The sequence below is a fragment of the Silanimonas algicola genome, from assembly GCF_054777375.1.
In genome coordinates this window covers 746,213-767,254 of record NZ_BAAHAS010000002.1, presented here as the reverse complement: position 1 = coordinate 767,254, position 21,042 = coordinate 746,213, and the positions used below count along the sequence as shown (strand labels likewise).

At 69.2% G+C, this 21,042-nt stretch carries 20 protein-coding genes; 9 read left to right on the top strand and 11 right to left on the bottom strand.

All coding sequences use genetic code 11. The annotated features are described in order from the left end of the window. Positions 1-97: 97 nt before the first annotated feature. Entirely contained in the window at positions 98-496 is a 399-nt protein-coding gene (locus tag ACYVAK_RS08725) for a hypothetical protein (RefSeq protein ID WP_461059968.1), read from the bottom strand. A 187-nt stretch (positions 497-683) separates the two neighbouring features. On the opposite strand from ACYVAK_RS08725, the gene ACYVAK_RS08720 reads away from it, so the two are divergent. Continuing rightward, entirely contained in the window at positions 684-908 is a 225-nt protein-coding gene (locus ACYVAK_RS08720; protein WP_461059966.1) for a hypothetical protein, read from the top strand. Between the two features lie 66 nt (positions 909-974). Here the strand turns inward: ACYVAK_RS08720 and ACYVAK_RS08715 are convergent, their stop codons facing one another. Further along, a complete protein-coding gene (locus tag ACYVAK_RS08715) occupies positions 975-1,397 on the bottom strand; it encodes a MerR family DNA-binding protein (protein WP_461059964.1) in 423 nt (140 codons plus the stop codon). Positions 1,398-1,601: 204 nt separating this feature from the next. Here ACYVAK_RS08715 and ACYVAK_RS08710 point away from each other — a divergent pair, with 204 nt between their 5' ends. After that, positions 1,602-1,805 carry a heavy-metal-associated domain-containing protein gene (locus ACYVAK_RS08710; protein WP_461059962.1) on the top strand — a complete coding sequence of 68 codons (204 nt, stop codon included), beginning with the start codon at positions 1,602-1,604 and terminating at the stop codon, positions 1,803-1,805. Positions 1,806-1,861: 56 nt separating this feature from the next. Here the strand turns inward: ACYVAK_RS08710 and ACYVAK_RS08705 are convergent, their stop codons facing one another. From ACYVAK_RS08705 to ACYVAK_RS08690, 4 genes are all read right to left on the bottom strand, one after another. Next, entirely contained in the window at positions 1,862-2,254 is a 393-nt protein-coding gene (locus ACYVAK_RS08705; RefSeq protein WP_461059960.1) for a hypothetical protein, read from the bottom strand. Then, complete coding sequence (locus tag ACYVAK_RS08700) at positions 2,244-2,567, bottom strand: heavy-metal-associated domain-containing protein (protein ID WP_461059958.1); 324 nt, start codon at positions 2,565-2,567, stop codon at positions 2,244-2,246. The genes ACYVAK_RS08705 and ACYVAK_RS08700 overlap by 11 nt, the downstream gene beginning before the upstream one ends. Positions 2,568-2,594: 27 nt before the next feature. Further along, complete coding sequence (locus ACYVAK_RS08695; protein ID WP_461059956.1) at positions 2,595-3,161, bottom strand: hypothetical protein; 567 nt, start codon at positions 3,159-3,161, stop codon at positions 2,595-2,597. 163 nt (positions 3,162-3,324) lie between these two features. After that, positions 3,325-3,654 (bottom strand): hypothetical protein, encoded by a 330-nt coding sequence (locus ACYVAK_RS08690; protein WP_461059954.1) that lies wholly within the window; start codon positions 3,652-3,654, stop codon positions 3,325-3,327. A 242-nt stretch (positions 3,655-3,896) separates the two neighbouring features. Here ACYVAK_RS08690 and ACYVAK_RS08685 point away from each other — a divergent pair, with 242 nt between their 5' ends. Further along, complete coding sequence (locus tag ACYVAK_RS08685; RefSeq protein ID WP_461059952.1) at positions 3,897-5,051, top strand: MFS transporter; 1,155 nt, start codon at positions 3,897-3,899, stop codon at positions 5,049-5,051. Between the two features lie 28 nt (positions 5,052-5,079). On the opposite strand, the gene ACYVAK_RS08680 is transcribed toward ACYVAK_RS08685, so the two are convergent. From ACYVAK_RS08680 to ACYVAK_RS08670, 3 genes are read right to left on the bottom strand one after another with little or no spacing between them, the layout of a single operon-like run. After that, positions 5,080-5,970: a 5'-nucleotidase gene (locus tag ACYVAK_RS08680; RefSeq protein ID WP_461059950.1), complete on the bottom strand. Its 891-nt coding sequence runs from the start codon at positions 5,968-5,970 to the stop codon at positions 5,080-5,082. Then, positions 5,970-6,737, bottom strand: coding sequence for an NAD kinase (locus tag ACYVAK_RS08675; RefSeq protein ID WP_461059948.1), 768 nt, complete (start codon positions 6,735-6,737; stop codon positions 5,970-5,972). The genes ACYVAK_RS08680 and ACYVAK_RS08675 overlap by 1 nt, the downstream gene beginning before the upstream one ends. A 15-nt stretch (positions 6,738-6,752) precedes the next feature. Then, the gene (locus ACYVAK_RS08670; protein WP_461059946.1) at positions 6,753-11,609 is read right to left on the bottom strand and encodes an NAD-glutamate dehydrogenase; all 4,857 of its coding nucleotides are present in this window, start codon (positions 11,607-11,609) and stop codon (positions 6,753-6,755) included. A gap of 200 nt (positions 11,610-11,809) precedes the next feature. Here ACYVAK_RS08670 and ACYVAK_RS08665 point away from each other — a divergent pair, with 200 nt between their 5' ends. Next, the gene (locus tag ACYVAK_RS08665; protein WP_461059944.1) at positions 11,810-12,424 is read left to right on the top strand and encodes a putative metalloprotease CJM1_0395 family protein; all 615 of its coding nucleotides are present in this window, start codon (positions 11,810-11,812) and stop codon (positions 12,422-12,424) included. Between the two features lie 12 nt (positions 12,425-12,436). On the opposite strand, the gene ACYVAK_RS08660 is transcribed toward ACYVAK_RS08665, so the two are convergent. Beyond that, on the bottom strand, positions 12,437-14,338 hold the full coding sequence (locus ACYVAK_RS08660) for an ATP-binding cassette domain-containing protein (RefSeq protein WP_461059942.1): 1,902 nt from the start codon (positions 14,336-14,338) through the stop codon (positions 12,437-12,439). Between the two features lie 143 nt (positions 14,339-14,481). On the opposite strand from ACYVAK_RS08660, the gene ACYVAK_RS08655 reads away from it, so the two are divergent. Then, complete coding sequence (locus ACYVAK_RS08655) at positions 14,482-16,383, top strand: DEAD/DEAH box helicase (RefSeq protein ID WP_461059940.1); 1,902 nt, start codon at positions 14,482-14,484, stop codon at positions 16,381-16,383. A 24-nt stretch (positions 16,384-16,407) separates the two neighbouring features. Here ACYVAK_RS08655 and ACYVAK_RS08650 read toward each other — a convergent pair whose 3' ends face one another. Next, on the bottom strand, positions 16,408-17,163 hold the full coding sequence (locus tag ACYVAK_RS08650) for a sulfurtransferase (protein ID WP_461059938.1): 756 nt from the start codon (positions 17,161-17,163) through the stop codon (positions 16,408-16,410). Positions 17,164-17,292: 129 nt separating this feature from the next. Here ACYVAK_RS08650 and ACYVAK_RS08645 point away from each other — a divergent pair, with 129 nt between their 5' ends. From ACYVAK_RS08645 to ACYVAK_RS08630, 4 genes are read left to right on the top strand one after another with little or no spacing between them, the layout of a single operon-like run. Then, positions 17,293-18,138 (top strand): hypothetical protein, encoded by an 846-nt coding sequence (locus ACYVAK_RS08645; protein WP_461059936.1) that lies wholly within the window; start codon positions 17,293-17,295, stop codon positions 18,136-18,138. Continuing rightward, positions 18,138-18,584 (top strand): FKBP-type peptidyl-prolyl cis-trans isomerase, encoded by a 447-nt coding sequence (locus ACYVAK_RS08640; RefSeq protein ID WP_461059934.1) that lies wholly within the window; start codon positions 18,138-18,140, stop codon positions 18,582-18,584. The genes ACYVAK_RS08645 and ACYVAK_RS08640 overlap by 1 nt, the downstream gene beginning before the upstream one ends. A gap of 10 nt (positions 18,585-18,594) precedes the next feature. Beyond that, positions 18,595-19,860, top strand: coding sequence for a TIGR03862 family flavoprotein (locus ACYVAK_RS08635; RefSeq protein WP_461059932.1), 1,266 nt, complete (start codon positions 18,595-18,597; stop codon positions 19,858-19,860). Positions 19,861-19,904: 44 nt separating this feature from the next. Beyond that, on the top strand, positions 19,905-21,041 hold the full coding sequence (locus ACYVAK_RS08630) for a PQQ-dependent sugar dehydrogenase (protein ID WP_461059930.1): 1,137 nt from the start codon (positions 19,905-19,907) through the stop codon (positions 21,039-21,041). The last annotated feature ends 1 nt before the right edge of the window (position 21,042 follow it).

Sequence of the window (21,042 nt, the reverse complement as noted above, 5' to 3'; positions counted from 1 at the left end):
CCGCGTGGTTCAGGAGCACGTCGGCACCTGTGGAGCCGCCGTCGGAAGAAGGAAACCCGGCGCGGCGTGCGAGCGCCCGCGCCGGGCCGTCTGGGGATCAGCCCAGGGCTTTCAGGGCGCGCTCGCACGCCTCTCGACAGGCCTTGCACGCCTCGGCGCAGTGAGCGCAGTGGCGATGGTGATGCGCGTGGCTGCGGCACTCTTTCTCGCAGGCCGCACAGGCCGCCGCGCAGGCCTCGAGCTGGGCGCGAACGGCGGCGTGGTCCTTGAGCGACGCGGACTGGATCAGCAGCTGGACCGTGGCGGCGCACACCGTGGCGCAGGCGATGTCCTGGCGGATGCAGGCGGCCATGCCGGTGGGGTCTTTCTCGGCCAGGCAGGCGTCAGCGCAAGCGGTGCAGGCCACCCAGCAATCGAGGCAGGCCTTGATGCAGTCCTCGAGCGTGGCGTGGGGTGGATGGGGATGGGTTTTCAGCACGTCGAAGCCGTGAGTCATGGGGAAGTCCTCGTGGCAATGGAAGGAAAATGCGGCCCCGGTCGCGACCGCACCCCGACACTGCCCGGGCTGACACGCGTCAGGTCAAGCGTTTCGCGAACCAGGTGCAGTCGGCTGGTGTTTCGCCTAAATAGGTGTGGACACCTCATTGGCTGAGGTGCGCCCATTCCACACAGGAGTACGAGCCATGAAGAAGATTGCAAGCGTTACGGTCCATCTGGACCAAGAGGTACCGGAGTACATGCACGGCGTGCTGCGTTGCGCTGAGGTGACATCGGAAGACGAAGAGGGGAACGAGCAGGACCACCCCGAACTGATCGACAACGCGGAGTTCGCTTCCGAAGACGCGTTGAAGGCCGATGTGGCGGAACGCCTCGGCGTCAGTCCCGACATCGTGGACATCGAGGACTGACCACCAAGCGGGTGTGCCGCGTCACACCCGCGACGTCCGCCCCTCAGCATCCTCCGCTCGGCACGATCACCACGCTCGGGGCGATCGCGGAGGCTCCGCCAAGTCGTCCAAAATCGGGCATTCCGAACGACCGTCCCCGGCACACGCATCGATCAGCCGCTGCAGCGCGCCGGACATCGTTTCCAAGGCGGCGCGCTTGCCGTCAAGCTCTTCCAACTGCACTTCGGCCAGGGCGAGCGTGTCGGCATTGCTGCGGTGCGGGTCATGCCACAGCGACAGCAGCGTCCGAACGGCATCCAGCGGAAAGCCCAACGCCCGCGCTCGAGCAATGAACGCCAGCGTGTGGAGGTCGGCGCGGTTGAACCGGCGCTCCCCCGTGCGCGTTCGGCTCGCTGGCGGAAGTAAACCTACGGCCTCGTAGTGCCGCGCCATGCGCACGGTGATGCCGGCGATCCGTGCGGCGACGCCGATCGACACCGGGGTGTCCACGGAAGCGGGCGACGGTGTGGAGCGCGTTGGGCTTCTCCGGGGATCAGGGCGCAAGGGCATCGGGTCGAGCTCCCACGTGGATGACACGCCCCAGCATCCGGCCTCCCACGGTGGGAAGGTCAATTCCGTCGTCATGCGGCCTCGCTTGACCTTCCCACGCGGGTAAGCCGCATCGTCGGATGACATCCTCGTTTGGAGAGCGTCATGCGATTCCATATCCCGCAGATGACCTGCGGCCACTGCGTCCGCACGCTGCGTCACGCGATGCAGACCGCGTTTCCTGGAGTACCCGTGGTGATCGATCTCAGCCGTCGCGAGCTCGACGTCGACGTCGATGCGGCCGAGCGGCCCCGCCTGGTCGGCGCGATTCAGGACGCTGGCTACGAGTCCGTCCCGATCGAGCGCTGAACGTCGCGACGCGTCTCGAAGCGGTCCCCGGGACGTTCGTCCCGGGGACTGGACCGTCAAGCGAGAAGGGGTAGCCCGAAGGCGAAAAGGGCCCCCAGCGCTGTCAGCACCACCGCTGTCGCGTACAGCCGATGCGACCAGCGGCGCAGTCGGGTACAGGCTTCCGCCTGACGCCGATCGGCCGGACACGGCAGTCGTCGCGCGTTCCACAGCATGGCGCCGGAAAGCGCCAGCATCGCCGTGGCGATGCCAAAGACGAGCGCCTTCTGCTCGGACAACCAGATCAGCTGCGGCACGGCGCTGACCAGACCGGCCAACGCAGCACCCGCACCCAGGCTGACCATGACCGCCGGAAGCACGCAGCACACTAGGGTGCCGATGCTGGTGGCCAAGGCGCCGGTCGCCCCCCAGGCACTGGTCTTCAGCGGCGTCAGCGGATCAGCCGCCACGGGCGACCTCGGCGCGGATCTCATCGACCGTCTGCTCGGTGCGCTGGATCGAGACCACGGTGTAGCCCGCGTCCTTGAGCGATGTCGTGACGGCCTCGTCCGTCAGGTTCTGGCCCGGCTTGAGCGCGACGGCCACGAGGCGGTCCTCGAGGCTGACGTGCACCTCCGCGACCTCGGGCTTCTTCGAAAAGGCCTGCGTGATGCCGTTGGCGCAGAACGCACAGACGAGGCCATTGACCTCCATCTTCAACGTAGTGGCGAACGCCGGTGCCGCGGCAAGGGCGAGGAGGAAGGAGAGAGCGATGCGATTCATGGGATAGGTCCTTTGGAGTGAGAAGGGTTAGAAGTTGAACATCAGATTGAGGGCGGGTCGGCCGCGCTGATCCACGCCGGCGTCGACCCACCAGGTTTGCGTGAACAGGCGCAGAGCAAGCTCCTTGTTGATCTCGTCCATCCGCATTCCGGACGAGCGCTTGGCCTTGAGCACGATCCAGGTCGCCATGCGATCCATGTCGTGCTCGTAGGGCGCGATGCCCAGCGATGCGACGTCGCTGCGGAACTGCCAGCCGTCACCGTTGAAGTACTCGGTTACCCACGCGGTGTAGATGCGTCGCGTCTCGTAATCGAGCTGCAGCCCGGCATGCCAGACGCCTTGCCCGTTCAGCAGCGCCGCGTTCGAGTAGCGGGCACGACCGAGCCCGCCCCACACGAACGCGTTGCCTTGCGCACGGGGAAGGTTCCAGCGGTGAAGCAGCCGAGCGCTGCGAACGAAGCTGACGCTGACGTTGCCGTCCAGGGCCTCGACGTCTTCGACGCGGGCGTGGCCCGCAGACACTGACCAGCGGAAGCTGGGGCTGTAGGTGTAGGCGAGCTGCTGATTGTCCGCGGTCGCATCGATCATAAGCATGTGGCCGTCGGCGTAGCCGACGGGGCGCGCCGCGAGAGAGCCCGCAGACAGCACCAGACAGACCGCGAGGGCCTGCCGAAAAAAAGTCCGAATCATGGTTGAACTCCGAATCACGCCCCGGGTGGGGCAAGACCGCGGCGAAACGCCGCGGCGCGGGCGTGAGTCAGGCGTTCGGGGGGCGAGGCTCCACGCCGGTGCGTCGGCCGTGGCCGCGAGCGCCCTGGAGGGGAAGGCGGCTGGCGCTGGGAGCGTCAATCGAGACCGTCAGGAGCAACAACCCCAGGCTCGGTGCGGCGCAGGCCGCTTCGCACAGCGCTTCACACGGCTCCGGCACGTCGTCTGACGACGGGGCATCGGGGCTCACCGGGTGGCACGGGGCCGACGTACCGCTTGGCGTCTCCGCGGGCGCAGTCATTGCCGGCGCGCCGGCGATCGCCATCTGCGCGAGCAGCAGGGCGAACAGCGTGACGACAAGGACGAGGGTGCAGCGCATTCCTCAATTATCTCTCGTGCGGTGTCGAAGAGCAGTCAACATTTCCGTCCGAGTCGTTCGGCCAGAGACGCGCCTTGTTCGGTAGCGAAGACAACGGAGAAGTTCTAAATTCTGAGTAGCGACAAGGAGTTACACGACCTCTGGGAGATTTTCGCAACTATCCCTGCCATCCCTCTGGATTGGCCGCTCGGGCGCCTCCGCGGGAATGCGATCATTCACGCGCCGTCGAAGCGTCCGTTCCCATGCCCACCCCACTCCGCCGCTATGCGGTCTTCTATTTCTGCTTCTACGCGGCCTTGGGTGCCTATACGCCCTACGTGGCGCGCTTCGTCGACCACCTCGGATTCAGCGGTTTCGTGGCGGGCGGCATGCTCGGTCTCTGGTACGCGTCGCGGATCATCGCCCCGCCCGTGTGGTCGCGCGCCGTGGCTCGCAGCCCCCGTCCGGGACGCTGGTTGGTGGGCGGCTGCATTCTTGCGGGCATCGCGTTCGCCTCGTTCGGCGCGGTCTCCACCGTCGCCGGGCTGTTCGCCGCGATGCTCCTGTTCGGACTCTTCTACAACGCCGTTATGCCGCAGTTCGAGGCCATGACCCTTGGGGCGATCGATGGCCGCAGCGAGAGCTACGGCCGGCTGCGGGTGTGGGGCTCGGTGGGCTTCCTCGTGGTCGCAGGTTCCTACGGTGCCCTGCTTGATGCGTGGGGCGACGCGTGGTTCGTCGGCGCAACGCTGCCCTGGTTCGCCTTGATGGCCTGGGCGGCATGGCCGTTCCGGCGCGATCCACCGGCGGTCCCGCCCGCGGGCGCATCGCGCGTCGCGATGCGCGGCCTCTGGTCGCGGGCGGGCGTGCGACCGCTGCTACTGCTCGCCTTGCTCGTGCAGGCCGGTTTCGGCGCGTTCTATGTCTTCTACACCCTCCATCTGCGTGCCAACGGCCACGACGGGCTTGCCGTCGGCATGCTGTGGATGGTCGGCGTGCTCGCCGAGATCGTGCTGTTCTGGTGGGCACCGAGCCTGATCCGCCGCCATGGCGTGGATCGCCTTGTCGCGGTTTGCCTCGGGCTGACCGTCCTGCGTTGGGTGGCGGTCGCCCTGTTCGCGTCATCCATGCCGGTGATGCTGCTGGCGCAATCCACGCACGCCTTGGGCTTCGCACTGTTCCATGCCTGTTTGATGCATCGCATGGCGGCCCTGTTCCCCGGCAACGAAGCGAGCGCCGGCCAGGGACTGATGTACGGCTTTTCGTCGGGACTTGGCGGCGTGCTGGGTGCGCTGCTGGCCGCAGCGCTGTGGGAAAAGGGGGCGGGAGCGGCGGCCTTCCTTGGTGGCGCCGCCCTGACCTTGTCCGCCCTGCTGCTTCACCGGATGGCATTGGCGCGGCCAGGACGGCTGCCATGAACGGCTGATGCCCCCGGCATCAGCCGTCCTATTCGTTGGAGACGCCGTGCGGAACGTGCCCAGCAGCGACGTGCTGCATCGCGCTCTCGATGTTGTGCATCGAGTCGTCGAAGAAGATGTCGGCGCCAAAGGTGTCGAGGAATGGCCCCTTGGGACGCCCGCCGAGGAACAAGGCCTCGTCGAGGCGGATGCCCCACTCCCGCAGGGTGAGGATCACGCGCTTGTGCGCAGGGGCCGAGCGCGCCGTCACCAACGCGATGCGGATCGGCGGATCGTCGGCGGGCAGCGCCTGCTGCAGGGTATGCAGCGCCGAAAGGAAGCCGCGGAACGGTCCGCCGGACAGCGGTTCGAGCGCCCGTTCGGTCTCGTGGTTGTGGAAGGCCTGGAGTCCCTCCTCCTGCGAGACGCGTTCGCTCTCGTCGCCGAAGATCACCGCATCGCCGTCGAAGGCGATGCGCAGCTGCGGATGGCGATCGACCGGAGGAAGGCCGGTCGGCAGGATCGTCGCGGCCGCGACGCCGTGCTCCAGCGCGCTGCGTACGCTGGCGGGATTGGCGCTGAGGAACAGCTGCGCGCCGAACGGGCGGATGTAGGGGTGGGTATCCGCGCCACTGGTGAACACGGCGCGCACGATGCCGAGCCCGTAGTGCTCGATGGCGTTGAAGATGCGCAGCCCCGTATCGGCGGAGTTCCGCGACAGCAGGATCACCTCGACCGGCGGGACGCCCTCGGGTAGCAGGGCATTCAGCGCGAGCAGCTTGCGCACCAGTGGGAAGGCGATCCCTGGCTGGAGCGGCTGGTCCTCGCGCTCGCGCTGGTAGGCGGCATAGGCCTGCAGGCCCTCGCGCTCGAAGAGGGCATGGCCGTCCTCGAGGTCGAAGAGTGCCCGAGCGGTGATAGCAACGACGAGGGGACGCATCAGCTCTCGAATTGCTCGTTGAGGATGCGGTCCGCCAGGTCGTGTTCGGGATCGAACAACAAGGTCACGGTGTGGGTCCGCGATTCGCGGATACGCACCTCGACGACGTTGCGGACCTCGTGCGAGTCGGCGGTGGCACTGACCGGTCGCTTGAGGGCATCCAGCACCTCGATGCCGATCTCGGCGTCGGATCGCAGCAGCGCGCCGCGCCAGCGCCGGGGGCGGAACGCGGCGATCGGCGTCATCGCGATCACCTCGGAGCCCAGCGGCAGGATGGGTCCATGCGCCGAATAGTTGTAGGCCGTCGACCCTGCCGGCGTCGCCACCAGCATGCCGTCGCAGACCAACTCATCCAGTTTGCGCTGGCCGTTCACCGCGATCCGGAGGTGGGCCGTTTGCCGCGTCTGCCGCAGCAACGAGACCTCGTTGTAGGCCAGCGACGTGATCGCCTGCCCGCCCTCGGTCATGGCCTGCATCTCGAGCGGCCGGAGCACGTTGTGCCGTGCGCGGGCAAGGCGATCGTGCAGGCCGTCGGCACGGTACTGGTTCATCAGGAACCCGACCGTGCCCAACTTCATGCCGTAGACCGGCACGCCGAGGCCGCCATGGCGATGCAGGGTCTGCAGCATGAACCCGTCGCCGCCGAGGGCCACCACGACGTCGGCCTCCGCCGGCGGACAATGCCCATGGGCGGCTTCCAATGCCCGGCGCGCCACCTCGGCCTCCGCCGTCGGGCTTGCCATGAAGGCGATTCGGGTGAAGGCCATGCGCTGACGGATCGATCAACCGGCCCGGCCGCCGGCCGCGGCGATCTGCCCGAGGCGGCGAACCGCGACCAGCAGCGTCGCGTAGTCCATTCCACGCAGGTTGCGCATGTCGGCGAACATCGCGAGCGTGTAGCGCAGCGTCGAATCTTCCCGGGACAGCCAATCCGCCACGGCCTCGTTGGCGCCCTTGCCGGCTGGTGCACTCCCCAGCACTTGCCCGACGAGCGTGCTTTGCTGCTGCTGCAACTCGTCGCGGAGCGCGCCACGGGCCTGCGCATGCCAACGCCCCTCGACCGGCAGCAGTTCGACCTGGTCCATCAGCCACTTGGTGTGCAGCTCATCCGAGAGCGAGAAGTAGACGCGCGCCACGTCGGCCACCGGCAGCTTTCGCTGCAGGGCGATCTGCGCGATGTCGAGGCCATAGGCGAGGAACGGCAGGGCGGCGAAATCGGCGGCCAGCGTCGGCGCGAAACCCTTGCGAGACCAGCCGTCGATGCTGGCTTCGTACTGCGTCTTTGCCTCGCCGGGGAGCGCTTCGGCGAGCACCGCGCGAAGCTCGCGCAGGCTCGCCGCATAGCGCTCCACCATGGAGGCGATGACCAGTTGCTCGCCCGGCAGGTTGAGCATCCAGCGCGTGTACTGGCGCAGCAGGTGCCAGATGGCCATCAGCGCGTCGATCTGCGCGGTTTCCGGCACGCGTAGGTCGGCCGCGTCGATGGCCGACCACCAAGCGCGGGCCTCGAGGATCTCGCGGGCGATCGTGTAGGCCTTGGCGATCTGCGCCGGCTGCTCGCCGGTGTCCTCCTGCATGCGCAGCACGAAGGTCGAACCCATGCGGTTGACCATCGAGTTGGTCACCGCCGTGGCGATGATCTCGCGGCGCAGGCGGTGGCCTTCCATGTCGGCCGCGTAGCGTTCCTGAAGCGGCTTCGGGAAGTAGCGCTGCAGCTCGCGCGACAGGTACGGGTCTTCCGGAACGTCGCTGTCGAGCAGCTGGTTGAAGATCACGATCTTGTCGTAGCTGAGCAGGATCGACAGCTCCGGGCGCGTCAGGCCGAGCCCTCGCGAGCGGCGGTCGCTGAATTCGGCATCGGACGGCAGGAACTCGATGGCGCGGTCGAGCAGGCCCTGCGATTCCAGCGTGCGGATCAGGTGCTGGAAGCTGCCGAGGCGCGGCACGCTCATCCGCTCCATCAGGCTGATCGCCTGGTTCTGGCGGTAGTTGTCGTTGAGCACCAGCTCGCCGACCTCGTCGGTCATCTCGGCCAGCAGCGTGTTGCGCTGCTCGAGCGTCAGGCCGCCACGCGCCATCACCCCGCCAAGCAGGATCTTGATGTTGACTTCGTGGTCGGACGTGTCGACGCCCGCCGAGTTGTCGATGAAGTCGGTGTTGAGCAGGACGCCGTTGAACGCCGCTTCGATGCGGCCCTTCTGGGTCATGCCGAGGTTGCCGCCCTCGCCCACCACCTTGCAGCGCAGCTCGCGGCCGTCCACGCGCAGGCCGTTGTTGGCGCGGTCGCCGGCGTCGGCGTGGGTCTCGGTGCTGGCCTTGACGTACGTGCCGATGCCGCCGTTCCACAGCAGGTCGACCGGCGCCTTGAGGATGGCGTTCATCAGCTGGGCGGGCGTCATCTGCTCCACGTCGCCCTCGATGCCGAGGGCGGCGCGGACTTCCGGGCTGACCGGGATGTGCTTGGCCGAGCGCGGGAACACGCCACCGCCCGTGGAGATCAGCGCCTTGTCGTAGTCGTCCCAGCTCGATCGCGGCAGCTTGAACAGGCGCTCACGCTCGACGAAGGAGCGCGCCGCGTCCGGGTTCGGATCGAGGAAGATGTGGCGGTGGTCGAAGGCCGCCAGCAGGCGGATGTGCTTCGAGAGCAGCATGCCGTTGCCGAACACGTCGCCCGACATGTCGCCGACACCCACGCAGGTGAAATCCTGCGTCTGCGAGTCGCGGCCCATGGCGCGGAAGTGACGCTTGACCGACTCCCAGCCACCGCGCGCCGTGATGCCCATGCCCTTGTGGTCGTAGCCCACCGAGCCGCCGGAGGCGAAGGCGTCGCCCAGCCAGAACCCGTGCTCGGCACTGATGCCGTTGGCGATGTCGGAGAACGTGGCCGTGCCCTTGTCGGCGGCGACGACCAGGTACGGATCGTCCGCGTCATGGCGGACCACGTCGACCGGCGGGACGATCCTGCCGTCGACGATGTTGTCGGTGATGTCGAGCAGGCCGTTGATGAAGCGCTTGTAGCTGGCGATGCCCTCGGCCATCCACGCGTCGCGGTCGCTGCTGGACGGCAGGCGCTTCGGGAAGAAGCCGCCCTTCGAACCCACCGGCACGATGACGGTGTTCTTCACCATCTGCGCCTTGACGAGGCCCAGCACCTCCGTGCGGAAGTCCTCGCGGCGATCCGACCAGCGCAGGCCGCCGCGCGCCACGGGCCCGAAGCGCAGATGGGTGCCTTCGACCCACGGCGAGTAGACAAAGATCTCGCGGTAGGGCTTGGGTTTCGGCAGGTCGGGGACCTTGGCAGGGTCGAACTTGAAGCTGATGTAGTCGCGGCCCTTCGCCTGGTGGAAGCTGGTGCGCAGCGTGGCCTGGATGACCGCCTTGAAGCTGCGGAGGATGCGGTCCTCGTCGAGGCTGGACACGCGCTCGAGCACGCCGCCCATCGCCTCCTCGATACCGGCCATGGCGGCGGTGCGCTCCTGGCCGATCGCCGCGGCCGCGGCGTCGACGGAGGCCGCGAGCGCGGTCCGCTCGGCGTCCGGCAGCCCGTCCAGGACGCGGGACAGCGACTCGCGTGCGATGCCGGCGCGTGCGGCGTCGGCATGGCCGCGGCCCGGGTTGAAGCGGGCTTCGAACAGTTCCGCGAGCAGGCGGGCGACCAGCGGGTAGCGCACCAGCGTCTCTTCCATGTAGGCCTGCGAGAACGGTACGCCGGTTTGCAGCAGGTACTTGGCGTAGCCGCGGAGCATCGCCACCTGCCGCCAGCTCAGGCCTGCGGCAAGGACGAGCTTGTTGAATCCGTCGTTCTCGGCGTCACCGGACCAGACGCGGGCGAATGCGTCCTCGAAATCGGCCCGCGCCGCGGCGAGGTCGCCCAGCGGGCGCTGGGCCTGCACCACGAAGTCCTGGATCGCCACGAGGCGGCCGTCGGCCTCGAGCTCGTACGGGTGCTCGGAAAGGATGCGGAGCCCGAGGTTCTCGAGCATCGGCAGCGCGTCGGAGAGCGCGATCACGCGATCCAGTCGCATGGCCTTGAAGCGCAGGCCGTCGTCGGCCTGGTAGAGCGAGAGCGCGAGGTCCTTCTCGGACGCCAGCTGGTCGGCACGCACGAGGTCCCGCGCGGCCATCTCCGGCGTGACGGCATCGACGTAACCCGGCGGCAAGCCCTTCGCGAAGCGTCGCGCCAGGCGCAGGCCGTCGCTCTCGCCCTTGGCGCGGACCAGCGCGTCGCGCAGGCCGTCCTGCCAGTTGCGCACGATGGCGGCGATGCGCTGTTCCAGCGCCGCCGCGTCGGCCGCCACCGTGGCGCCCGCTTTGGGGCGGATCACGAGATACATCTGCGCCAGCGGCGATTCGCCGATGCTGATGCTGGAGTCGAGGCGCTCGCCCTGAAGGGCGTCGCGCAGCAGGGTCTCGATGCGGTTGCGAACCTCGCCGCTGAAGCGGTCGCGCGGGATGTACACGAGGGCCGAGAAGAAGCGGCCGTAGCGGTCACGGCGCAGGAACAGGCGGCTGCGCACGCGCTCCTGCAGGGCCAGGATGCCCATCACCGTGCTGAACAGCTCATCCACCGAGCTTTGGAAGAGCTCGTCGCGCGGCAGCGTGTCGAGGATGTGGCGCAGCGCCTTGCCGCTATGGCTCGCGGCGGCGAGGCCGGAGCGCTCCATGATCTGGTCGTGGCGGCGACGCACCAGCGGGATCTCCCAGGGGCGGCGGTTGTACGCCCCCGACGTGTAGAGCCCGAGGAAGCGCTGCTCGGCCACGGCCACGCCGTTCTCGTCGTAGACGAGCACGCCGATGTAGTCCATGTACCCGGGGCGATGCACCGTCGCGCGGGCGTTCGTCTTGGTAAGGATGAGCACGTCGCGTTCGCCCCCATGGCGATGCGCAGCGAATTCGCTGACGGCTCGCGGCGGTTGCGTCGAGGCGTGGCGCATCAGGCCAAGGCCGGTGCCCTCGACCGGAGCCAGCGTGCGCGCGGCGCCCTCCCCGGCGACCCGGTACTCCCGATAGCCAAGGAAGGTGAAGTGGTTGTCGGCGGCCCAGCGCAGGAAGTCCTGTGACTCGGCGCGAATGACATCGTTGACCGGCAGGGCGCGTGTGGCCAGGTCGTCGGCGGCACGCACCATGATTTCGCGCATCGCCGCCCAGTCCTGCACGCAAAGCCGCACGTCCCTGAGCGCGGCAACCAGCGCCTGTTCGATGGCCGTGAAGTCTTCGGGAGACTGTCGGTCGATCTCGATGTGCATCAGGGACTCGCCGTCGATCACCGGGTGCACGAGCAGGTGGATGCCGATGCCGCGCTCGGCCAAAGCCATGCTGACCGAATCGACGAGGAACGGCATGTCGTCATTGGCGATTTGGAGCACCGTGTGCGAGCTGGCGAACCCCAGGGCGGACGCATCGGGGTTGGACAGGCGGAGCTTCGGAGCGCCGGCCGCGCGACCCGCGGCGAAGGCCAGCATCGCGCGCGCCACGACCAGCCAGGCTTCGGCCGGGCGGAGGGCGAGGTCTTCCTGCGGCACGCGGGCGTAGAAGCGTTCGACGAAGCGCGCCAGCGCTGCACCGTCAGGTCCCGAGTTCGCTGCAGCCGTGGCCAGGGCGGAGAGTTCGGGGTGGGGGGCGGCGTTCGGGGCGCTCATGGGGTCGGTCGATCCGGCGACTGAGTGAAAGCTCGAAGTGTACGCCGTCTCAACGGGCTCCCGTCGCCACGACACACCCCGCCCCGCGTCGCCGCGGTCGTCGGTGGGTGGTCGGCCGACGGGCAACGTCCGTGCGCTGCATCACGACACGCGGGGGGGCGCGGGGGTATCGTGACCGGGCTCCGCGTATCGGTCTGCCCATGCTGATCGGCCCGTCCATCGCCCCGTCGTCGCCCGCAGCGGCTCCGTCACGCACGGAGGCGGTCGCCGCCCCCTTGCCGGCAGTCGCACTCCCCCCCGCGTCCGCGCAGCCGCAAACGCTCCGTGCGGCGGTCCCGGTGACGCCTGGCAGTGCGCGAAACCCGCTCGAGGACGCGCGGACTCGCGTTGCCATACAGCAACTTCAGGCCCGTGACCGCGAGGTCCGCCAGCACGAACAGGCGCACATGGCCGCGGCCGGTGGCCTGCTGAAATCCGGCCCCAGCTACAGCTACATCACCGGCCCCGACGGCAAGCGGTACGCCATCGGCGGCAGTGTAGAGATCGACACCAGCGAGACCAGCGACGACCCGGAAGCGAACCTCGAGAAAGGTCGGCGCATCCAGGCCGCGGCCTTGGCCCCCGCAGAGCCTTCCGGGGCGGATCTCGCCGTGGCGAAGCTGGGGGCGCGCATCGAGCAACGTGCCCGGGCCGAGATCGCCCGTCGTGAGGCCGCGGCCGAGGCCTATTCGGCCCAGGCCTCGCTCGGCGATGCGCTGCGCAATCGCGGCGAACCGCCGCGTTCCGTGGGGGTGGTGCTCGATCGCGTCGCCTGACGCGCCGCTTGCTCAGCCGTCGAGTTCCGCCCAGCGGGCAAACGCGGCATCCAATTCGGTTTGCACCGCGGCCATCCTCGCGTGGTGCGCCGTCTGTGCGGCACTGTCCTTGGCGTAGAACCCCGGCGCCGACAACGCTTCGGCGAGGGCCGCCATCTCGTTCTCGAGCGCATCGATCCGCCCGGGCAGGGCTTCGAGCTCGCGCTGCTCCTTGAAGCCGAGCTTGCGCTTCGGCGCCGCGGGCTTCGCGGGTCCCGGCGCCGGCACGGCGCGAACGACGGGGGCCGGCGGTGCCGACTTGGCCACGGCGCCCGACGTCGCGGCCACGCTGGCGGCGGGCCGCTGCCGCAGCCAATCCGTGTAGCCGCCCACGTAATCGCCGACGCGGCCCTCGCCCTCCATCACCAGCGTGGAGGTCGCCACGGCATCGATGAAGTCGCGATCGTGGCTGACCAGCAGCAGGGTGCCCGGATACTCGCCCAGCAGCTCCTCGAGCAGTTCCAGCGTCTCGACGTCGAGGTCGTTGGTGGGTTCGTCCATCACCAGCAGGTTCGAGGGTTGGGCGAAAAGCCGGGCCAGCAGCAGCCGGTTGCGCTCGCCACCGCTGAGCTTGTGGATCGGCGCGCGGGCGCGCTCGGGCGTGAACAGGAAGTCCTGCAGGTAACCCATCACGTGCTTGCGTTGGCCGCCGACCTCGACGAACTCCGCCCCCTGCGAGACGTTGTCGAGGGCGTTCCAGTCCTCGCGCAGCGCCATGCGGTACTGGTCGAAGTAGGCCACCTGCAGGCCGGTGCCCTGCTTCACCTCGCCGGATTGCGGCTGCAGGTCGCCGAGCAGCAGCTTGATCAGGGTGGTCTTGCCGCTGCCGTTCGGGCCGATGAGGCCGATGCGGTCGCCACGCATCACCGTCAGGTCGAGGTCGCGGACCAGCGTGCGCTCGCCGTGGCCGAAGGTGAGGCCCTTCGTCTCGATGACCTTGCGGCCGCTCTGCTGGCCTTCCGCCAGCGCCATCTTCACGTTGCCGGCCTTGTCGCGGCGCTCGGCGCGCTCGCGGCGCATGGCCTCGAGGCGGCGCACGCGGCCTTCGTCGCGGGTGCGGCGGGCCTTGATGCCCTGGCGGATCCAGACCTCTTCCTGCGCCAGCAGCTTGTCGAACCTGGCGTTCTCCTGCGCTTCCGAATGGGCGCGTTCCTCCTGCCGACGCAGGTAGTTCGCCCAGTCGCCGGGCCAGCTGGTCAGCCTGCCGCGGTCGATCTCCACGATGCGGGTGGCCAGGGCCTTCAGGAAGCGGCGGTCGTGGGTGACGAATACGATCGAGCCCTTGTAGTCGAGCAGCGCGGCTTCGAGCGCCTCGATGGCCGCGATGTCGAGGTGGTTGGTGGGCTCGTCCAGCAGCAGGATCTGCGGCTCGGCCACGAAGGCGCGGGCCAGCAGCACCCGGCGCTTCAGGCCACCGGACTGGGCGCTGAAGGGCAGTTCGCCATCGAGACCGAGCTTGGTCAACGTGGCTTCGACGCGCGCCTCGAGCCGCCAGCCGTCGGCGGCGTCGATGCGCGCCTGAACGCGGCCGAGGGCTTCCATGTCGATGTCCTCGGCATGGCTCAAGTGATGGAACTCGGCGATGTCATGGCCCACCGAGCCAAGGCCGTCGGCGACGACGTCGTAGATCGAACCGTCGAGATGCGCCGGGACCTCCTGCTCCAGCCGGGCGACGCGGACGCCGCCTTCGAGCCGGCGTTCGCCGTCGTCAGGGACGAGCTCCCCGGCGATCAGTTTCAGCAGGGTGGACTTCCCGGCGCCGTTCCGGCCGATCAGGGCGATGCGTTCGCCGGGTTCGATGGCGAGGTCGACACCGTCGAGCAGGCGCGGGCCGCCGACGCCGTAGTCGACGCGATTCAAAGTGAGCAGAGGCATACCCCGGAGTTTACGCGGTGGTCCCGGCCCCTCCCCCGGTTCGGAAACCGCCGGTTGGCTCCCGTTGGGGTGGCGGGCCCGAAGGTCGGGTAAACTCCGCGCCCTTCCCGCCGGGCGTTTGAGCCGGCACTCTCGAGGCCGCCATGAGCGCCGATACCGAAACGACCAACGAAGCGCCGTCGCTGCGCTTCTCCGACCTTGCCCTGTCCGAAAGCCTGATGCAGGCCCTCGCGGCCGTGGGCTACGAGTCGCCCTCGCCGATCCAGGCCGCCACCATCCCGCCGCTGCTGGATGGGCGTGACGTCCTCGGCCAGGCGCAGACCGGCACCGGCAAGACCGCCGCCTTCGCCCTGCCCCTGCTGACCCGCATCGGCACCAGCCCGGCGGGCGCACCCCAGGTGCTCGTGCTCGCCCCGACGCGCGAACTCGCGATCCAGGTGGCCGAGGCCTTCCAGAAGTACGCCGCGTTCATCCCCGGCTTCCAGGTGCTGCCCATCTACGGCGGCCAGGCCTACGGCCCGCAGCTCGGCGCGCTCAAGCGTGGCGTCCATGTCGTCGTCGGCACGCCCGGGCGCGTCATCGACCACCTCGAACGCGGCTCGCTGGACCTGTCGAAGCTGAAGGCCCTCGTCCTCGACGAGGCCGACGAAATGCTGCGCATGGGCTTCATCGACGACGTCGAGGCGGTCCTGAAGAAGACGCCGCCGGAGCGCCAGGTCGCCCTGTTCTCCGCGACCATGCCGCCGCCGATCAAGCGCATCGCCCAGACCTACCTGAAAGACCCGGTGGAAGTGGCCATCAAGGCCAAGACCACCACGGCGACCAACATCCGCCAGCGGATGTGGATGGTCAGCGGCCTGCACAAGCTGGATGCCCTCACCCGCATCCTCGAGGCCGAGGCCTACGACGCGATGATCATCTTCGCGCGCACCAAGCAGGCCACGCAGGAGCTCGCCGAGAAGCTGGCCGCCCGCGGTCTGGCCGCCGCCGCCATCCACGGCGACGTGCAGCAGGCCCAGCGCGAGCGCACGATCCAGCAGCTCAAGGACCGCAAGATCGACATCCTCGTGGCCACCGACGTGGCGGCCCGTGGCCTCGACGTCGAGCGCATCAGCCACGTCCTGAACTACGACATCCCCTACGACACGGAGAGCTACGTCCACCGTATCGGCCGCACCGGCCGTGCCGGGCGCAGCGGCGAAGCGATCCTGTTCGTCAGCCCGCGCGAGCGCGGCATGCTCAAGGCCATCGAGCGCGCCACGCGCCAGCCGATCGAGCCGATGACGCTGCCCACCGTGCAGGCCGTCAACGACTCGCGCATCAACCGCTTCCTCGACCGCATCACCCAGGCCCGGCAGCTGGAGGGCATCGAGCCCTTCCGCGCCCTGGTCGAGCGCTACGAGACCGAGCACAACGTGCCGGCCATCGAGATCGCCGCCGCCCTTGCCCGCCTGCTGCAGGGCGACACGCCACTGCTGATGGAGCCGCCGAGCCGCGAGGCGCGCCCCGAGCGTGAGTTCGGCGAGCGTCCGGAGCGCCGCGAGCGCGTCGACTTCGACAAGCTGCCGCGCCAGCCGCGCGGCGAACCGATGAGCTGGCGTCCCGAGATGCGCACGCCGCGCGAGGACGGCCCGCCGAAGCCGCGTCCGGCCAAGTTCGACGCGCCGCGCGCGCCGGAGCCGGGCTTCGCCACCTACTGGATCGCCGTGGGCCACGCCCACCAGGTCAAGCCGGGCAACATCGTGGGCGCCATCGCCAACGAGGCCGGCCTCGAGGCCGCGCACATCGGCCGCATCAACATCCGCACCAACGACACGCTGGTCGATCTGCCCGAGGGCATGCCCAAGGAGATCATGGCCCACCTGAAGAAGGTGCGCGTCGCCGGGCAGGCGCTGATGCTGAAGGCCTACGACCCGTCGAAGGACGACAGCGGCGAGCTCGAGGGTGCGGCGCCGCGCTTCCCGAAGAAGGGCGGCTTCAAGCCCGGCGGCTACAAGGGCGGCAATTTCAAGCCGGGTTTCAAGGGCAAGCCGCGCGGCGAATGAGCCGCGTCGCGGCCGGGGCCCTCGCTACGCGCCAGTGCCTGGCGAACCGCCGACCGGGGACAGGTCCGGCTTGAGCGCGATGCGCTCATCGAAGACAAAGCAGTCGCCGCGCCAGTGCGCCCCACCCACGGCCTCGAAGTAGCCAAGGATGCCTCCTTCGAGCTGGCGGATGTCTCCAAAACCGAGATTCCGGAGCAGGGGCGCGGCCTTTTCGCAACGGATTCCCCCGGTGCAGAAACTCACCACCGTCGCTCCATGCAGCCGATGGCGCTCGTGTTCGAGCGCCTCGGGCAACTGGACGAAGTCGTCGATGGGAAGGGTGAGCGCTTGGTCGAAGGTTCCTTGAGCGACTTCCTCGCGGTTGCGCGTGTCAAGCAGCAGGACCGCACGCCCCTCGTCGTCCCGCCCGGCATCGAGCCAGCGCTTCAGGGTCGTCGGGGCCACGAACGGTGCCGGCGCCCCGACGGGGTCCACGCCGTCGCGCCGGAACGCGATGATCTCGCGCTTGAGCTTCACTTTGAGCCGCGCGAACGGCACCTGCTCGCTCCAGCTCTCCTTGGCATGCAGCCCGACGAAAAGAGGCTCGGCGCGTAGCCAGCGCATAAACGCCCGCACCGAGCCCGGTACGCCGGCCAGGAACAGGTTGATGCCCTCCGGCGCCACCAGCACCGTTCCCTTCAGGCCGTCGGCTTCGGCGCGCTCGGCGATCGCCCGGCGCAGCGCCACCGGGTCAGCGACCGCGACGAATCGATAGGCGGCGATGTTCAGGATCGATGGCATGCGGGCTTTCCGGAGGCCGAGGGCGGTCATCGACGTCGGCGGCATTATCGAGCGGTCAATCCCCGTCACGGAAGCTTGACAATGCGGGTTGCCCCGCCAGACTGCCCCGGATTCCTACCGGGAGCTTCCATGAGCCGCATTGCCCTCCGCCGCGCCGCCGCCCGCATGATCGCCCTTGGCGCCATCCTGATCACCGGCGTCGCCGGGGCGTCGGACTACCGGAATTTCAGCATCGGGGCTGGCTTCACGCCCGATCCGCAAACGGGCACCGGAACCACCGGCGGCGCGCGCGATGCCGCGCAGGCTTTCGGCGGCCCGTGCAGTGGGAGTGTCGACACCACGCCGGACCACGTGATCACGGTCACCAGTGCCGTCAACCTGAAGCTCTACACCACCAGCACCACGGATTCGACACTCGTCCTCCGGGGCCCGTCCGGCACGTTCTGTGACGACGACAGCCGCGGGGAGCTCGACGCCGAGATCAACGCCTTGCTGCGTCCTGGCCGCTACGAGGTCTACGTGGGGCACCTCGGCCAGACCGGCCAGTACACCCTCACGCTGACCGAAAACGTCGGTGGCGCGAGCACCGGGGCCGGTGACAGCGGCGCTATCGAAGCCTATCGCGACTTCACGTTGGGCGCGGGCTTCACCCCGGACCCGCAGCGGAGCCGCGGCGAAACCGGCGGCTCGCGCGACGCGCGCAGCTTCGGGAAGGCCTGCGTCGGCACGATCGACACCACGCCAGACCACCGCCTGACGGTCACCTCGGCGCTGAACCTGCGGATTTTCGTCGAAAGCACGACCGACTCGACCCTCGTCGTGGTCGGCCCCAACCGCACGTGGTGCGACGACGACAGCCGCGGCGAGCTCGATGCCGAGATCAGCGGCGTGTTCGCGCCGGGGCAATACGAGATCTACGTCGGCACGAACGGCGACCAGGACGGGGCGTACACGATCACCCTGACGGAGCAGTGATGCGTCTCCGGGTCGCCGCCGCATTGGTCCTCGGCCTCGCACTGCTTGCCGGCTGCCGCCCTCCCCCGGCGCCAGCCGCGGGGGGCAGCCCCGCGGATCTCGAAATCACCGTGCTTCGAGCGGGTGATGGCGCCGTGGCCCGCAGCGGCGACCTTGTCCGTGTCCATTACACCGGATGGTTCTATGACGAGCGCAGCGCGGGCCGACGGGGCGAGTCCTTCGACAGCTCGCGGCCGCGTGGCGAGCCTCTGGCGTTCCCGCTCGGCCGCGGCCGGGTCATCCGCGGCTGGGACGAGGGCGTGCTGGGCATGAAGGTTGGGGAAGTCCGCGAGTTGGCGGTCCCCGCCGACCTCGCGTACGGAAAGCGGGGTGCCGGCGGCGTGATCCCGCCGGACCAGGCCCTGCTTTTCGAGGTCGAACTGTTGGCCGTCGAGCCGGCCGGATGAGCGCATCCCCATGAGCTCGACCGCGCCTGCCGTCTGGGATTGCCCCGGCGTCGCGATCATCGGCGGCGGTCCAGCCGGCCTGATGGCCGCGGAGACCGCGCGACGCGCTGGCGTCGAGGTCGACCTCTTCGAAGCCAAACCCTCGGTCGGTCGCAAGTTCCTGATCGCCGGCCGTGGCGGGCTGAACCTGACCCATGGTGATTCCCGGCCCGCGTTCGAGCAGCGCTACAGCCGCGGAGCGCCGGAGGTGGCGCGTTGGCTGGATGCTTTCGACGGCCCGCGCCTCCGTGACTGGGCAAGGGGGCTTGGCATCGAGACCTTCGTCGGTTCATCGGGTCGGGTTTTCCCTGCCGACATGAAGGCGGCGCCGCTGCTCCGCGCCTGGGTGGCCCGCCTCAAGCAGGACGGCGTCCGGATGCACATGCGCCAGCGTTGGACGGGTTTCGATGGCGGGGGCCACGCCTTGCTCGAAGGCCCGGAAGGCACGCGGCGACTTGTGGCGCAGGCCGTGGTGCTTGCCCTGGGCGGCGGCAGCTGGCCACAACTGGGTTCGGACGGCGCCTGGCTCCCTTGGTTGGCACGACGAGGCGTGCCGACGCTGCCGCTGGAAGCCTCCAACTGTGGGTTCGACGTGGCGTGGAGCCCGCTGGTCGCGACCAAGTTCGCCGGAGCGCCGCTCAAGCCGGTCATCGCGCACTGGCGCGACGCCGAGGGCCGCGAGCACCGGCGCCAAGGGGAATGCGTGCTGTCCGCGCAGGGCATCGAAGGCAGCCTCATCTACGCGATCGGCCCCGACCTGAGGGCCGCATGGCAACGCGGGGAGCGCCCCGCGCTCGCGCTGGATCTGTTGCCGGGCCTGGCCGTCGAGCGCGTGCATGAGGCCCTTGCGAAGCCCCGCGAGGGCCGCTCGCTGAGCGAGATCCTCCGGCGTCGGCTCAAGTTGGACGGGGCCAAGGCCGCCCTGATCCGGGAGGTCCTCACGGCCGACGCGCTCGCCGATGCCCGTGGCCTTGCCGCGGCGATCAAGCGCCTTCCCCTGCCCTTGGGGCCGCCCCGCCCGATCGCCGAGGCCATCAGTACCGCGGGCGGGCTGGCGCTGGAGGCCGTCGACGAGCGCCTTGGCCTCAAGGCGCTGCCCGGATGGTTCGCCTGCGGCGAAATGCTTGATTGGGACGCCCCGACCGGGGGCTACCTGCTCACCGCCTGCTTCGCCAGCGGTGTCACGGCAGGCCGGGCGGCGGCCGATGCGTGCCGAGACGCGGTGACATCGTCTTGATCCACCCGCCGCGAGACTCGCGGCTCCTTCCTGGAACACCGGCCATGCCCCAACGCCCCCGCAACGCCCTCATCGCCCTCGCTCTTGCCCTCGCTCTCGCGCCACCGGCTGGCGCCGAGTCCCGCGAATTCCCCAGCGAACAGGGCACGGTCCGCGTGACGTCCGTGGTCGAGGGCCTCGAGCACCCCTGGGGCCTCGCCTTCCTTCCTGACGGGCGGATGCTGGTGACGGAGCGCCCGGGACGCCTGCGCATCGCCGCCGCGGACGGCACGCTTTCCCGGCCGGTGAGTGGCGTCCCCCGCGTGCAAGCCCGCGGCCAGGGCGGCCTTCTGGACGTTGCCCTGCACCCGCGGTTCGCCGAGAACGGCCTCGTCTACCTGAGTTTCTCGGAGCCCGGAAGCGGCGGTGCCGGCACCTCGGTGGCGCGCGGTCGCCTCGACGGCGAGGCGCTGAAGGACGTGCAGGTGATCTTCCGCCAGTCGCCGAAGGTCGATACCGGCTTCCACTACGGCTCGCGCCTCGTCTTCGACCGCGACGGCAAGCTGTATGTCAGCTCCGGCGACCGCGGCATGCAGGACACCGCGCAGGATCTCACGCGCGGCCAGGGCAAGCTCTTCAAGCTCAACGACGACGGCACGCCGGTCGCCGGGTTGCCGCTCGCCGCCCGCGAAGGCACGCACCCTGGCGTGTTCAGCTACGGCCACCGCAACATCCAAGGCATGGCGCTGCACCCGCAGACCGGCCTCGTGTGGACGCATGAGCACGGGCCGCGTGGCGGCGATGAGATCAACGTGCCGCGCGCGGGCCTCAACTACGGTTGGCCAGTGATCACCTATGGCATCAACTACAACGGCACGACCATCGGAGGCGGCCTCAAGGAGAAGGCGGGCATGGAGCAGCCGCTGTACCAGTGGACGCCGTCGATCGGGGCCTCTGGCCTTGCGTTCTACACCGCCGACCGCTTCCCGGCCTGGTCGGGCAACGCCTTCGTCGGCGCACTGGCGCTGACGCACCTGCAGCGGCTGGTGCTTGACGGCGAACGCGTGGTCGACACCGAAGTGCTCCTTGACGACTGGGGTCAGCGCATCCGCGACGTGCGCCAAGGGCCGGACGGCGCCCTGTACGTCCTCACCGACGCACGGAACGGGCAGATCGCGAGAGTGGAGCTGCTGGCCCGCTGAT

Excerpts from the sequence above, each read along its gene's own strand:
- ACYVAK_RS08700 (WP_461059958.1), bottom strand. The coding sequence starts at position 2,567 with ATGAATCGCATCGCTCTCTCCTTCCTCCTCGCCCTTGCCGCGGCACCG.
- ACYVAK_RS08640 (WP_461059934.1), top strand. The coding sequence starts at position 18,138 with ATGCGTCTCCGGGTCGCCGCCGCATTGGTCCTCGGCCTCGCACTGCTT.
- ACYVAK_RS08695 (WP_461059956.1), bottom strand. The coding sequence starts at position 3,161 with ATGCTTATGATCGATGCGACCGCGGACAATCAGCAGCTCGCCTACACC.
- ACYVAK_RS08725 (WP_461059968.1), bottom strand. The coding sequence starts at position 496 with ATGACTCACGGCTTCGACGTGCTGAAAACCCATCCCCATCCACCCCAC.
- ACYVAK_RS08650 (WP_461059938.1), bottom strand. The coding sequence starts at position 17,163 with ATGCCATCGATCCTGAACATCGCCGCCTATCGATTCGTCGCGGTCGCT.
- ACYVAK_RS08645 (WP_461059936.1), top strand. The coding sequence starts at position 17,293 with ATGAGCCGCATTGCCCTCCGCCGCGCCGCCGCCCGCATGATCGCCCTT.
- ACYVAK_RS08710 (WP_461059962.1), top strand. The coding sequence starts at position 1,602 with ATGCGATTCCATATCCCGCAGATGACCTGCGGCCACTGCGTCCGCACG.
- ACYVAK_RS08670 (WP_461059946.1), bottom strand. The coding sequence starts at position 11,609 with ATGAGCGCCCCGAACGCCGCCCCCCACCCCGAACTCTCCGCCCTGGCC.
- ACYVAK_RS08665 (WP_461059944.1), top strand. The coding sequence starts at position 11,810 with ATGCTGATCGGCCCGTCCATCGCCCCGTCGTCGCCCGCAGCGGCTCCG.
- ACYVAK_RS08630 (WP_461059930.1), top strand. The coding sequence starts at position 19,905 with ATGCCCCAACGCCCCCGCAACGCCCTCATCGCCCTCGCTCTTGCCCTC.
- ACYVAK_RS08690 (WP_461059954.1), bottom strand. The coding sequence starts at position 3,654 with ATGCGCTGCACCCTCGTCCTTGTCGTCACGCTGTTCGCCCTGCTGCTC.
- ACYVAK_RS08720 (WP_461059966.1), top strand. The coding sequence starts at position 684 with ATGAAGAAGATTGCAAGCGTTACGGTCCATCTGGACCAAGAGGTACCG.
- ACYVAK_RS08635 (WP_461059932.1), top strand. The coding sequence starts at position 18,595 with ATGAGCTCGACCGCGCCTGCCGTCTGGGATTGCCCCGGCGTCGCGATC.
- ACYVAK_RS08660 (WP_461059942.1), bottom strand. The coding sequence starts at position 14,338 with ATGCCTCTGCTCACTTTGAATCGCGTCGACTACGGCGTCGGCGGCCCG.
- ACYVAK_RS08675 (WP_461059948.1), bottom strand. The coding sequence starts at position 6,737 with ATGGCCTTCACCCGAATCGCCTTCATGGCAAGCCCGACGGCGGAGGCC.
- ACYVAK_RS08685 (WP_461059952.1), top strand. The coding sequence starts at position 3,897 with ATGCCCACCCCACTCCGCCGCTATGCGGTCTTCTATTTCTGCTTCTAC.
- ACYVAK_RS08680 (WP_461059950.1), bottom strand. The coding sequence starts at position 5,970 with ATGCGTCCCCTCGTCGTTGCTATCACCGCTCGGGCACTCTTCGACCTC.
- ACYVAK_RS08655 (WP_461059940.1), top strand. The coding sequence starts at position 14,482 with ATGAGCGCCGATACCGAAACGACCAACGAAGCGCCGTCGCTGCGCTTC.